This window comes from Aquabacter sp. DMC10, assembly GCF_056314145.1.
Genome location: NZ_JBQUYX010000001.1, coordinates 665,256 through 677,161, shown reverse-complemented (window position 1 = coordinate 677,161; position 11,906 = coordinate 665,256). Strand labels below are relative to the sequence as shown.

Annotated in this window: 11 protein-coding genes; 5 read left to right on the top strand and 6 right to left on the bottom strand. The window is 68.0% G+C overall.

What is annotated here, in order from left to right; genetic code table 11:
- Window positions 1-22 precede the first annotated feature (22 nt).
- From dnaN to rpsT, 3 genes are all read right to left on the bottom strand, one after another.
- Window positions 23-1,141, bottom strand: coding sequence for a DNA polymerase III subunit beta (dnaN, locus tag ACT54L_RS03090; protein ID WP_476084065.1), 1,119 nt, complete (start codon window positions 1,139-1,141; stop codon window positions 23-25).
- 255 nt (window positions 1,142-1,396) lie between these two features.
- Complete coding sequence (dnaA, locus tag ACT54L_RS03085) at window positions 1,397-2,827, bottom strand: chromosomal replication initiator protein DnaA (RefSeq protein ID WP_476084064.1); 1,431 nt, start codon at window positions 2,825-2,827, stop codon at window positions 1,397-1,399.
- A gap of 1,111 nt (window positions 2,828-3,938) precedes the next feature.
- Window positions 3,939-4,205 (bottom strand): 30S ribosomal protein S20, encoded by a 267-nt coding sequence (rpsT, locus tag ACT54L_RS03080; protein WP_476084063.1) that lies wholly within the window; start codon window positions 4,203-4,205, stop codon window positions 3,939-3,941.
- A gap of 315 nt (window positions 4,206-4,520) precedes the next feature.
- On the opposite strand from rpsT, the gene ACT54L_RS03075 reads away from it, so the two are divergent.
- The 5 genes from ACT54L_RS03075 (at window position 4,521) to trpA (ending at window position 8,854) form a co-directional block, all read left to right on the top strand.
- On the top strand, window positions 4,521-5,507 hold the full coding sequence (locus ACT54L_RS03075; protein ID WP_476084062.1) for a complex I NDUFA9 subunit family protein: 987 nt from the start codon (window positions 4,521-4,523) through the stop codon (window positions 5,505-5,507).
- A gap of 152 nt (window positions 5,508-5,659) precedes the next feature.
- A complete protein-coding gene (locus ACT54L_RS03070) occupies window positions 5,660-6,337 on the top strand; it encodes a phosphoribosylanthranilate isomerase (protein ID WP_476084061.1) in 678 nt (225 codons plus the stop codon).
- The gene (gene trpB, locus ACT54L_RS03065) at window positions 6,334-7,545 is read left to right on the top strand and encodes a tryptophan synthase subunit beta (RefSeq protein ID WP_476084060.1); all 1,212 of its coding nucleotides are present in this window, start codon (window positions 6,334-6,336) and stop codon (window positions 7,543-7,545) included. Before ACT54L_RS03070 ends, trpB begins: the two co-directional genes overlap by 4 nt.
- Window positions 7,542-7,874 carry a hypothetical protein gene (locus tag ACT54L_RS03060; protein ID WP_476084059.1) on the top strand — a complete coding sequence of 111 codons (333 nt, stop codon included), beginning with the start codon at window positions 7,542-7,544 and terminating at the stop codon, window positions 7,872-7,874. The genes trpB and ACT54L_RS03060 overlap by 4 nt, the downstream gene beginning before the upstream one ends.
- A 140-nt stretch (window positions 7,875-8,014) precedes the next feature.
- Window positions 8,015-8,854, top strand: coding sequence for a tryptophan synthase subunit alpha (gene trpA / locus ACT54L_RS03055; RefSeq protein WP_476084058.1), 840 nt, complete (start codon window positions 8,015-8,017; stop codon window positions 8,852-8,854).
- Window positions 8,855-8,942: 88 nt separating this feature from the next.
- On the opposite strand, the gene ACT54L_RS03050 is transcribed toward trpA, so the two are convergent.
- From ACT54L_RS03050 to ACT54L_RS03040, 3 genes are all read right to left on the bottom strand, one after another.
- Window positions 8,943-10,199: an aminopeptidase gene (locus ACT54L_RS03050; RefSeq protein WP_476084057.1), complete on the bottom strand. Its 1,257-nt coding sequence runs from the start codon at window positions 10,197-10,199 to the stop codon at window positions 8,943-8,945.
- Window positions 10,200-10,392: 193 nt separating this feature from the next.
- Window positions 10,393-11,379, bottom strand: coding sequence for a cysteine synthase A (cysK, locus tag ACT54L_RS03045; RefSeq protein ID WP_476084056.1), 987 nt, complete (start codon window positions 11,377-11,379; stop codon window positions 10,393-10,395).
- 77 nt (window positions 11,380-11,456) lie between these two features.
- A complete protein-coding gene (locus ACT54L_RS03040; RefSeq protein ID WP_476084055.1) occupies window positions 11,457-11,897 on the bottom strand; it encodes an RrF2 family transcriptional regulator in 441 nt (146 codons plus the stop codon).
- Window positions 11,898-11,906: the final 9 nt, after the last annotated feature.

Here is an 11,906-nt window from a genome sequence, read left to right as displayed (position 1 = left end):
ACGAGCGGCAGATCCGAAGTGCTCACACCCGCATGGGCATGAGCACGTAGAGCGCGTCGGTCTTGGTGCTGTCGCGCACCAGGGTGGGCGAGCCGGGATCGGCCAGCTTCAGCTCCGCCGTGTCGCCTTCCAGCTGGGCGGTGATGTCCAGCAAGTAGCGGCTATTGAAGCCGATATCGAGCGGCTCCGCCCCATATTCCACTTCCAGCTCCTCGGTGGCGCTGCCGGAATCGGGATTGGTCACAGACAAGGTCAGCCGCCCGTCCGCGATGGACAGCTTCACGGCCCGGCCGCGCTCGCTGGAGACGGTGGACACGCGGTCCACCGCGGCGGCGAAGTCCGTCTTGTCCACCAGCAGCGTCTTGTCGTTGCCGGCGGGGATGACGCGGCCGTAATCGGGGAAGGTGCCGTCAATGAGCTTGGAGGTGAGCACGATGGCGCCCACCGCCACGCGGATCTTGGTGGCGGACAGGGAGACGGTGACTTCCGCATCCTTGTCTTCCAGGAGCTTCTGCACCTCGGCCACCGTCTTGCGGGGGATGATGACGCCGGGCAGACCGGCCGCGCCCTCGGGGGCGGGCAGCTCCGCCTGGGCAAGGCGATGGCCATCGGTGGCCACGGCGCGCAGGCGCGGCGCGCCGGCGGTCTCGGCCACGTGCAGATAGATGCCGTTCAGATAATAGCGCGTCTCCTCGGTGGAGATGGCGAACTGTGTCTTGTCCACCAGGCGCCGCAGCTCGAACGCCTTCAGCTTGAAGGCGTGGGTGAACTCGCCGGCGGCGAGGTCGGGAAAGTCGGTCTCGGGCAAGGTCTGGAGGGTGAAGCGGGCGCGCCCGGCGCGCACCAGCAGCGAGCCGCGCTCGCCGCTCGCCTCGATCACCACCTGCGAGCCCTCGGGCAGCTTGCGCACGATGTCGTAGATCACATGCGCGGGCACCGTGGTGGCGCCATCCTGGCCGATCTCGGCGGCGATGGTCTCCACCACTTCCAGGTCGAGGTCCGTCGCCTTCAGCGAAAGGCCGGAACTGCCGGTGCGGATGAGCACGTTGGCGAGGATCGGGATGGTGTTGCGGCGCTCCACGACCCGGTGGACGTGGCTGAGCGACTTGAGCAGCTCGGCGCGTTCGACGGTGACCTTCATGGCCCTGATCCGTGACTCTCTGCTCGGGGAAACGGATGCGCGAGGCAGCGGCGCTCCCTCGGCCCCGCGCGCGCGTCGCTGACGAAGCGGCGGGGCCGCCGACATTGCCGTCCGCAGTGCGGCAAAGCAAGTGCGCGGCCCAGATTTCCCGAGGGTGTGGACGATTTTCCCTGTGCCCGCAGGGTTCCCAAACGAAAGCGCGCCCTTGCGGGCGCGCGGATCGGAGACCGGCAGGGCCGCCTTGCGGCCTATGCCTCACTCGTTGACGAGGCGCTTCAGGCTCTCGATTTCCTCCGCCAGGGCGCGGTCGGTGGCAATCAGGCCGTCGATCTTGCGCACCGCATGGAGCACCGTGGTGTGGTCGCGCCCGCCGAAGCGGCGGCCGATCTCCGGCAGGGAGCGCAAGGTGAGCACCTTGGCCAGATACATGGCGATCTGGCGGGGCTTCACCACGGTGGCGGTGCGGCGCTGGGACAGGAGGTCGGCGCGCGACACGTTGTAATGCTTGGACACCACACGCAGGATGTCGTCCACCCGCACGCGCTTGGGGTCGTTGGGGCGCACCAGGTCGCGCACCGCATTCTCGGCCATTTCCATGGTCACCGGCTCGCCGGTGAGCTTGTTGGCGGCAAGCAGCTTGTTGAGCGCGCCGTCGAGGTCGCGGCCGCTCTGCCCGCCATTGCGGGACAGGAGTTCCAGCACCGGGGTGGGCACCGTGAAGCCCTTGTGCTGCTCGGCCAGCGCCTGGCAGCGGGACTTCAGGATCTGGTGGCGCAGGTCCTCCTCCAGCGGGGCCAGCTCCACCACGAGGCCGCCGGCGAGGCGCGAGCGCACCCGGTCATCCAAGGCGTCCAGCTCCGACGGGGGACGGTCGGCGGCCACCATCACCTGCCGCCCGGCATCCATCAGGGCATTGAGGGTGTGGCAGAATTCCTGCTGCATGTTCTTGCCGGTCAGGAATTGCAGGTCGTCAATGAGCAGCGTGTCGATGCTGCGCAGGGCGTCCTTGAAGGCGATGGCCGCATGGGTCTTCAGCGCCGCCACGAAGCCATACATGAAGCGCTCGGCGGTCAAATAGACCACCCGGCGGCCGCGCGCGGCGCCGGCCCAGGCGGCGGCCTGGAGCAGGTGGGTCTTGCCGAGGCCGACGGCCGCATGGAGATAAAGCGGGTTGAAGATGGGGCCGGCGCCCGGCGCGGCCTCGGCCACCTGGCGGGCGGCGGCATGGGCGAGCGTGTTGGACTTGCCCACCACGAAGGTCTCGAAGGTGAAGCGGGCATCAAGGGGCGAGCCCACGGTCATGTCGGAGGCCACCGCTGCCGGGCTTGCCACCGGTGCGCTGGGCGCTGCCGCCGGGCGCGGCTCGACCGCCCGCTCGACGATGACGGCACGGGGCTCATTGGCCGCCTTCAGCGGCAGCGGACGGGCCACGGCGGAGCGGACGGCAACGTCCACGCGGCGCGCTGAGCCGGTCTCATCGCGCCACAGATCGGCGATGCGCTCCAGATAGTGATCCTGAATCCAGGCCTTCAAGAATCGGGTGGGCACCGACAGGTGCACGCAGTCCGCGCTCACCTTGTCCAGCTCCAGGCGCGCAAACCAGCTGGTGTAGGATTCCTCGCCGATCTCTTCGCGCAACCGGGTGCAGACCCGCTCCCACTGCTGGCTGAAGCTGGCAGTGGCCACGACGGCCCGGGGGGCCGGGCGGAATTGGGCGACGTCTACGGGTTCCGGTTTCAACATAGAGGGGCTTGGCCGCTTCGCGCGGCTCCCTGGTTGCGACGCGCTGCCGATCGCGCCAGAGGCGCGCGGGCACATCATGAGTTGGGGGAAGGCGGCGGGTGTGGGGCGTTCAGAACACGCCCATCACGAACTCCGCCGGTGCTGCCGCCGAAGGGCACTTGGTGTCGGGGTACAGCTTGGACACGCCGTGACACTCACGATGTTTGCCGATGTCAGCACCAGTGTCAGAAGTCATAGCCGCCCCATACGCTGCCAGAAGAACTTCTGGCGCGCCTCCAAGTGGATTATCAAGTTCAGGAATAAAACGTCAGCTCACCATAGGGGACAGGATCATGTTGAGAACATGTCCAGCAAGCTAAGGTTGAGAGCTGGGCTCCTTTGCGCTCTTTTCTCGGGCGGGTGGATATGTAGACACATGAAACACCCTCCCTTCCTGTAAAGAGCTGAAAAAGCAGGAGTCTTTTGTTGAATGATCGGGTCCGTGCCCGGAGTGAGATTGAACATACACAGGCCTCGGGGAGGGTGCAACGGCTTTCCCCTCAGGGCTGAATTGCGGGGGAAAAGCGCCGCAGCGACATCTCGTGCGAGGTCTTTAGGTCAGCCGGCAAACCTCTGATGGCACAATGAGATTCAAGCCTTCGCAGGCCGATCTGTCCGGGCCTAGGATTCCAATCTTCAGGTCTCATCATACCTCCCGATTCAGCCCGCCACGAAGGGCATTTTGGCTTGGCTCCTAACCTCTTCCCTCACATGAGCTTTTCTTGTGCGGTTGAAGTGGCGCCTTCCACAATGTGCCAGGGGTGGGCTCGGGGGTGGGCCTTGACGCGGGGGCCTGGAAGGGGAATCCCGTCGCCCCGATCACGATTCGCTTTGCCGACCCCACGCGATAGCCCGGCGAGGGACCCGGCGAGGTGCCCGGCTCGCGCACGCCCCGCCCTCGCTCGCCCGGTGCAAGGGCGTTGAGAGGCGGGCATGGGAAGGCCGAACGAAAACGGGGCCCGGCGAGCCGGACCCCGTATCAACATGCAACCATCAAGAAGACGGCAGGTATTGCTCAGGCGCTGAGCTTGGCCACGCGATGGGCGAGGCGCGACACCTTGCGGGCAGCAGTGTTCTTGTGCAGCACACCCTTGGTGACCGCCCGCATGATCTCGGGCTCGGCTGCCTTGAACGCGGCGGTCGCATTGGCGACATCTCCCGCGGAGATGGCATCCTCGAGCTTGCGCAGGTAGGTCCGCACGCGGGAGCGGCGGGCACGATTGACTTCGGTGCGGCGCTCGATCTTGCGCGCCGCCTTCTTGGCGGAAGGCGTATTGGCCATCGGCCGTCCTTTACCTGTTATGTCGCAGGCAAATTCCAGCCGGGACCGGCGGGCGCGCTGCGATGAATGAATTCCAGTGCCGGCCGCTCACGCCGCCAGCGAAGTGCCGGGCTTATAAGGTCTGGCGGGGCTTGCGTCAACGGGGTCCTGCGGTGGACCGGCTCGCGGCGATGCTTCCGCCACCCCAAATCCCCCTCTCCCTCTATATATAGTCGCGCCCGCGACGCCGTGGGCGCTGGACGATCGTCGACCCCTCGCTTATCTGTCACGCACCTTGAGCATAGGTTGCCCTGCGAATAGACCGAGGACAGAGGCATGAGCGAAGTGGCGGTGGCCGAACGGCCCGTGACCGACAGTCTGGTGACAGTGTTCGGCGGTTCCGGCTTCCTGGGGCGCTATGTGGTGCGGGCGTTGGCCAAGCGTGGCTATCGCGTCCGGGTGCCCGTGCGCCGCCCGGAACTGGCCGGCTTTCTCCAGTTGCTGGGCTATGTGGGCCAGATCCAGGTGGTGCAGGCCAATGTGCGCTATCCCGACTCGGTCGCCCGCGCGGTGGAAGGTTCGGACGCGGTTCTCAACCTGACGGGCATCCTGGCGCCCAGCGGCCGCCAGACGTTCGAGGCGGTGCATGTGTTCGGCGCCAAGGCCATTGCCACGGCGGCGGCGGGCGTGGGCGCCCGGTTCGTCCATGTGTCCGCCATCGGCGCCGACCCCAAGGCGGACTCCGAATATGCCGCCTCCAAGGGCGAGGGCGAGGCCGTGGTCAAGGCCACGCTGCCCGAGGCGGTCATCCTGCGCCCCTCCCTGGTGTTCGGGCCGGAAGACGAATTCTTCAACCGATTCGCCTCGCTGTCGCGCCTGATGCCGGCCCTGCCGCTGATCGGCGGCGGCACCACCCGCTTCCAGCCGGTGTTCGTGGGCGATGTGGCCGCCGCGGCTCAGCGCGTGGTGGATGGCAAGGCCAAGGCCGGCGCCATCTATGAGCTGGGCGGGCCGGAGGTGCGGACCTTCAAGGAATTGATGGAGCTGATGCTGCGGGAGATCGGCAGCCGCCGCGCGCTGGTGGACCTGCCCTTTGGCGCGGCCTCCTTCACCGCCCGCTTCCTGGAGGCGCTGCCCCATCCCCTGCTCACCCGCGACCAGGTGGAATTGCTGCGCCACGACAATGTGGTCAGCGAGGCCGCGGCGGCGGAAGGGCGGACCCTTCAGGGGCTCGGCATCGCGCCCGCGTCCATGACCTCGGTCCTGCCGAGCTATCTCTGGCGCTTCCGCAAGGCCGGGCAGTTCACCCGGGTGGAGACCTGAGGCGCGGTTCGGCCGGCGGCCCCGAGGGCGGGGCGCCGGACGACCAGAAAATGAGACGGTGACGGGAGCGGGCGCGGCGGGCCGGATAGGCCGTGCGGCGCCGGCGCCGGAACCAAGGAGGAGGGGGGCGCTGCGGTGCCCCCGCATGCGTTATGGGTGTGGACGTCAAGATCTGCGGGCTGAAGACCCCCGAGGCCCTGGATGCAGCCCTGGAGGCCGGTGCCGACCTGGTGGGCTTCGTGCACTTTCCCAAGAGCCCCCGGCACCTGTCCCTGGACGCGGCGGCGGCGCTAAGGCCCCTGGTGCGCGGCCGCGCCGCCACCGTGGCGCTGGTGGTGGATGCGGACGACCAGCTGCTGGCCGACATCATCACCGCCTTCGCGCCCGACATTCTGCAATTGCACGGCCATGAAAGCCCCGAGCGGGTGGCGCAGATCCGGGCGCGCTTCGGCCGCCCCGTGATGAAGGCGCTGCCGGTGGCTGTCGCTTCCGACCTCCTGCGCGTCCCCGATTATGCTGCGGTGGCCGATCGCCTCCTGTTCGACGCCAAGCCCCCGCCCGATGCGGCGCTTCCGGGCGGAAACGGGCGCGTGTTCGACTGGAACCTGCTCAGCGCTCTTGACCCCGGGCGCCCCGTCATGCTTTCCGGGGGCCTTGATCCGTCCAATGTGTCGCAGGCTCTTGCACGCGTCCGAATGGATGGCGTGGACGTATCTTCCGGTGTGGAGACCGCGCCCGGCGTGAAATCGCCGGAAAAGATCCATGCCTTCGTCCGCGCCGTGCGCGCGGGTGCCACTCCTTCGTCTCAGGTGGGAAGCCAAGTCTCGTGAATGCGCTGAATTCCTATCGCACCGGCCCCGATGACCGCGGCCATTTCGGCATTCATGGCGGCCGGTTCGTCGCCGAGACGCTGATGCCCCTCATCCTCCAGCTGGAACAGGCCTATGAGGCGGCCAAGGTCGATCCTGCCTTCAAGGCGGAGATGGATGGCTATCTCAGCCATTATGTGGGCCGGCCCTCGCCGCTCTATTATGCGCAGCGGCTGTCCGAGCACCTGGGCGGTGCCAAGATCTATCTGAAGCGCGAGGAGCTGAACCACACCGGCTCCCACAAGGTGAACAATGTGCTCGGCCAGATCCTGCTCGCCCGCCGCATGGGCAAGGAGCGGATCATCGCCGAGACCGGCGCCGGCCAGCATGGCGTCGCCACCGCCACCCTGTGCGCCCGCTTCGGCCTCAAATGCGTGGTCTATATGGGCGCGGTGGACGTGGAGCGGCAGAAGCCCAACGTGTTCCGCATGAACATGCTGGGCGCCACCGTGGTGCCCGTCACCTCCGGCTCGCGCACCCTGAAGGACGCCATGAACGAGGCGCTCCGCGACTGGGTGACCAATGTCCACGACACCTTCTATTGCATCGGCACGGTGGCCGGTCCCCATCCCTATCCCTCCATGGTGCGCGACTTCCAGTCCATCATCGGCCGCGAGACCCGCGCCCAGCTCCTGGAGGCGGAAGGCCGCGGCCCGGACAGCCTGATCGCGGCGGTGGGGGGCGGCTCCAACGCCATTGGCCTGTTCCACGAATTCCTGGACGACAAGGACGTGGAGATTTTCGGCGTCGAGGCGGCCGGCCACGGCATTTCCAGCGGCCAGCATGCGGCTTCCATTTCCGGCGGCCGCCCCGGCGTGCTGCACGGCAACCGCACCTATCTGCTGATGGATGGCGACGGCCAGATCGCCGAGGCCCATTCCATCTCCGCCGGCCTTGATTATCCCGGCATCGGGCCGGAGCATTCCTGGCTGCACGACGTGGGCCGGGTGACCTATCTTCCCTGCACCGACAGCGAGGCCCTGGAGGGCTTCCAGCTGCTCTCTCGGCTGGAGGGCATCATTCCCGCGCTCGAATGCGCCCACGCCATCGGCAAGGTCATGGAGATCGCGCCGAAGAAGCCGAAGGACCACATCATGGTGGTCAATCTGTCCGGCCGGGGCGACAAGGACATCTTCACGGTAGCCGAGCATCTCGGGGGGCACTTATGAAGAAGGTCGCGTCCACGTTCATTCTGCTTGCCGCAACCTCCGGCCTGGCGCTGGCCGCGCCCCAGGGGCTGGAACTCACCGCGGGCAAGGCGCTCACCGATCCGGCGGGCGCCTTCGTCAATGTCCAGGTGAAGAACACCGGCACCATCGTGCTGGCCCAGATCGTGGTGACCTGCGAATTCTTCAACGCCAAGAACAAGTCGCTGGGCTCGTCCTACACCACGCTGTTCAGCACCGTGCCCGGCGTCACCGGCGCGGACCAGGTGCGCCTGATGGGCGCCACCTCCGCCACCTCCGCCAAGTGCGCCATCACCAGCCCGGCCAGCTAAGGGCGAAAGACCCGCACCGCTGAGGCGATCCCCATGGGCGCGGACCCCTCGGCCCCGGAGACACACCGGGGCCGATGCCATCAGGCCCGCCCCAGTGACCCCCGTCCCGCATGGGACACGGCCAAAGACTGCGACCTTCCATGACCACGCGCATCTCCACCCGCTTCGCCGAACTGGCCCGTCTTGGCCGGCCGGGCCTTGTGACCTTTATCACCGCCGGCGACCCGGACTACGACACCTCGCTGTCCATCCTGAAGGCGCTGCCGGCGGCGGGGGCGGATGTGATCGAGGTGGGCGTGCCCTTCACCGATCCCATGGCGGACGGCCCGGCCATCCAGGCGGCGGGCCTGCGGGCGCTCAAGGCCGGCCAGACCCTGGCTCGCACCCTGGAACTGGTGCGCGCGTTCCGCGTCGATGAACCGGCGACCCCCATCGTGCTGATGGGCTATTTCAATCCCATCTATGTCTACGGCGTGCCGCGCTTCCTGGAAGACGCCAAGGCGGCCGGGGTGGACGGCCTCATCGTCGTGGACTTGCCGCCGGAAGAGGATGACGAACTGTGCCTGCCGGCTCTGGCCGCGGGCCTCGACTTCATCCGCTTGGCCACCCCCACAACCGACGACAAGCGCCTGCCGGCGGTGCTCGCCCATACGGCGGGCTTTGTCTATTACGTCTCCATCACCGGCATCACCGGCTCCGCCACGCCGGACGCCCATCTGGTGTCCCAGGCGGTCAGCCGCATCAAGCGCCATACCGACCTGCCGGTGGCGGTGGGCTTCGGCGTGAAGACGCCCGAGCAGGCCGCGGCCATTGCGGCGGGCGCCGATGCGGTGGTGGTGGGCTCGGCGCTGGTTGAGGCCGTGCGCACCTCGCTCGACAGCGAGGGCAAGGCCACCTCCGCCACCCAGCCCGCCGTGGAGCGCCTGGTGAGCGATCTTGCGGCCGCCGTGCGCGGCGTGCGGCGGGCCGCGGCGGAATAAGTGGGCGCCCGCCGCGCTCTCAAGCACCCATAAAAAAGCCCGGCGTGCGGCCGGGCTTTTTCGTTTGGGGGGCTCGCGCGCGGGCCGGTCAGGCCCATTCGCCCTGGCGGAACACCGGCACGCGGCTGCCGTCGGCCTCAACGCCGTCGATGTCGATCTGGCCGGAGCCGATCATCCAGTCGATATGGATCAGGCTCTTGTTGCCGCCCTTAGCCGCGATCTCTTCCTGCGTCAGCGTCGCGCCGTCCACGAAGCACTTGGCGTAGCACTGGCCGAGCGCGATGTGGCAGGCGGCGTTTTCGTCGAACAGCGTGTTGTAGAACAGCAGCCCGCTCTTGGAGATGGGCGAGGAATGGGGCACGAGGGCCACCTCGCCCAGCCGCCGTGCGCCCGCGTCTGTGTCTAGCACCTTGTTGAGCACCGTCTCGCCCTTGCTGGCCCTGGCCTCCACGATCCGCCCGCCCTCGAAGCGCACGGCAATGTCGTCGATCAGCGTGCCCTGATAGGACAAGGGCTTGGTGGAGGACACATGGCCGTCCACGCGAAAGGCGTGGGGGGTGGTGAAGACCTCTTCGGTGGGGATATTGGCGTTGCAGATGACGCCGTTCTTGGCCTGGGAGGCGCCGCCTTGCCATTCGTGGCCGTCGGCGAGGCCCACCACCAGATCGGTGCCGGGGCCCTTGAAGTGGAGGGCCTGGAAGCGGTGCCGGTTGAGCCAGGCGGTGCGGGCCTGGAGCGCGGCATTGTGGCGGTCCCACGCCGCCACGGGATCATCTAGGTCCACGCGCGAGGCGGCGAAGATGGCGTCCGCCAGCTTGGCCACGGCCACGTCTTCCGGCTCATTGGGGAACACGAGCTTGGCCCAGGCCGTTCCGGGGAAGGCGACGATGCTCCAATTGATGTCGAAGGCGGCGATCTTTTCCAGCGCCGGCTGGTAGGCGATGGAATTGGCCTTGTTGGCGCGGGCGACCTTGGCAGGGTCCTCGCCGGCCAGCAACATGGGGTTGTCGCCGACGATGGCGAGGCGCGCCGTATTGGCGGAAAAGGCCTTGGCGACGCCGTCATAAAGCCAGGTGGGCGCGCGATCGAAGCTGGCTTCGGGCGCGTTGCGATAGCGCGCGAGGGCCACTTCCTCGTCGGAGAGGATGGGGGTCACGAGGCCGGCGCCGGCCTTGTAGGCGTGCTCGGCGATGCGCCGCACCAGGGGCAGGGCGCCCACCGGAGCGGTCAGGAACAGGTCCTGGCCCGGCTGCAGGGCCAGACCCACCCGGACCGCCACCTCGGCCAGCCGGTCAAGCTTCACCGGATCGATGGCGGCGGCAATGTTGCGTTGATGCGTGGTCATGGGATCGGCGTCCGCTCTTGTTTCGCCTTCAACATAGGAGGTCCGGCGCGGCGCGCCAGCGGCACGGTGCCGCCGTCTCGGGCGCCGACTTCCCCCCACGGGTCCTCTACAGGAAATTAGCCAACTAAGAAGCCGGCAAAATTTCGCGGAAGGAAAGGTCCGGCGCGGCGGCGGGCCGCCGCGCCGGAATGCCTCACAGCCCCTCGAACAGGGCCGTGGAGAGATACCGCTCGGCAAAGGAGGGCACGATGGCGACGATGACCTTGCCTACCATTTCCGGGCGGGCGCCGATCTCCAGGGCCGCGGCAATGGCCGCGCCGGAGGAGATGCCGCCGGGAACGCCCTCGTAGCGGGCGAGCGCACGCGCCGTGTCGAACGCGGTCTGGTTGCCCACCGTCACCACTTCGTCGATCACCGAGCGGTCGAGCACTTCAGGCACGAAGCCGGCGCCGATGCCCTGGATCTTGTGGGGGCCGGGGGCGCCGCCGGAGAGCACCGGGCTGTCCTCGGGCTCCACCGCCACCATGCGCAGCGAAGCCTTGCGGGGCTTGAGCACCTGGCCGATGCCGGTGATGGTGCCGCCGGTGCCGACGCCCGACACCACCACGTCCACCTTGCCGTCGGTGTCGTTCCAGATCTCCTCGGCCGTGGTGCGGCGGTGGATGGCAGGGTTGGCCTTGTTCTTGAACTGCTGGGGCATCACCGCCTTGGGCAGCTCGCGCACCAGTTCCTCGGCCCGGGCGACGGCGCCCTTCATGCCGAGATTGGCGGGGGTGAGCACCAGTTCGGCCCCCAGCAGCGCCAGCATCTTGCGGCGCTCCACCGACATGGACTCGGGCATCACCAGGATGAGGCGCAGGCCCCGGGCGGCGGCCACGAAGGCGAGCGCAATGCCGGTATTGCCGGAGGTGGGCTCCACCAGCACCGTATCGGGATGGAGCACGCCAGCCTCTTCCATGGCCGTGACCATGGCGACGCCGATGCGGTCCTTCACGGAGGCGATGGGGTTGAAAAATTCCAGCTTGGCCAGGATCTCGGCCTTCACGCCGCGCAGCTCGGGCAGCCGGTGCAGGCGCACCAGCGGCGTGTTGCCGATGGTCTCGATGATGGAATCATAGACCCGGCCCCGACCGGGGCGCACGCCTTCCACGGGCGTCAACTTGGCTGGGCTTTCTGCCATGGACTTTGCTCCCAAGTGATACGGGTATGTGTGGGTCGACGCGGGGCGCAGGCCGGACCGGCGCCAGATGGGCCGCGTTAGATGGTGAAGTCGATGCGGTCGTGCTCCGAGCCGTGGCCCTTATTGTCGGCGGCCCGGCACAGGTCCTCCAGCGTCACCGTGTCCAGCGCCGCGTCGAAGGTCTCCTCGGCGGCGGCAACGGCGGGCTGTACGACCTCCAGGACGAGGGGGGGAAGGATGATCTCCTGCTCCTCCTCGGCGCCCTCCACCACGCGCACGATCTCGGCCACCGAGATGCGCCGGCGTTCGCGGGCCAGCTCATAGCCGCCGCGCGGGCCGCGCACCCCCTTCAGCACGCCGGCATGCACGAGGGCCTGGAGCACGGGCTCCAGCCGGCGCGGCGGCAGGTCGTGGCGAGCGGCCAGCGCCTTGGCGGCCACCGGGGCGCCGCGGGCATGGATGGCCACATCCACGACGGCGGCGATGGCGAGCAGGCTCTTGTCGGATAAACGCGGCATGTGTCTGTA

Bases quoted from the DNA above. Each gene is read 5' to 3' on its own strand.
- cysK (WP_476084056.1), bottom strand. From the start codon at position 11,379: ATGGCAGAAAGCCCAGCCAAGTTGACGCCCGTGGAAGGCGTGCGCCCC.
- rpsT (WP_476084063.1), bottom strand. From the start codon at position 4,205: ATGGCCAATACGCCTTCCGCCAAGAAGGCGGCGCGCAAGATCGAGCGC.
- dnaN (WP_476084065.1), bottom strand. From the start codon at position 1,141: ATGAAGGTCACCGTCGAACGCGCCGAGCTGCTCAAGTCGCTCAGCCAC.
- ACT54L_RS03040 (WP_476084055.1), bottom strand. From the start codon at position 11,897: ATGCCGCGTTTATCCGACAAGAGCCTGCTCGCCATCGCCGCCGTCGTG.
- ACT54L_RS03075 (WP_476084062.1), top strand. From the start codon at position 4,521: ATGAGCGAAGTGGCGGTGGCCGAACGGCCCGTGACCGACAGTCTGGTG.
- ACT54L_RS03050 (WP_476084057.1), bottom strand. From the start codon at position 10,199: ATGACCACGCATCAACGCAACATTGCCGCCGCCATCGATCCGGTGAAG.
- ACT54L_RS03060 (WP_476084059.1), top strand. From the start codon at position 7,542: ATGAAGAAGGTCGCGTCCACGTTCATTCTGCTTGCCGCAACCTCCGGC.
- trpA (WP_476084058.1), top strand. From the start codon at position 8,015: ATGACCACGCGCATCTCCACCCGCTTCGCCGAACTGGCCCGTCTTGGC.
- ACT54L_RS03070 (WP_476084061.1), top strand. From the start codon at position 5,660: ATGGGTGTGGACGTCAAGATCTGCGGGCTGAAGACCCCCGAGGCCCTG.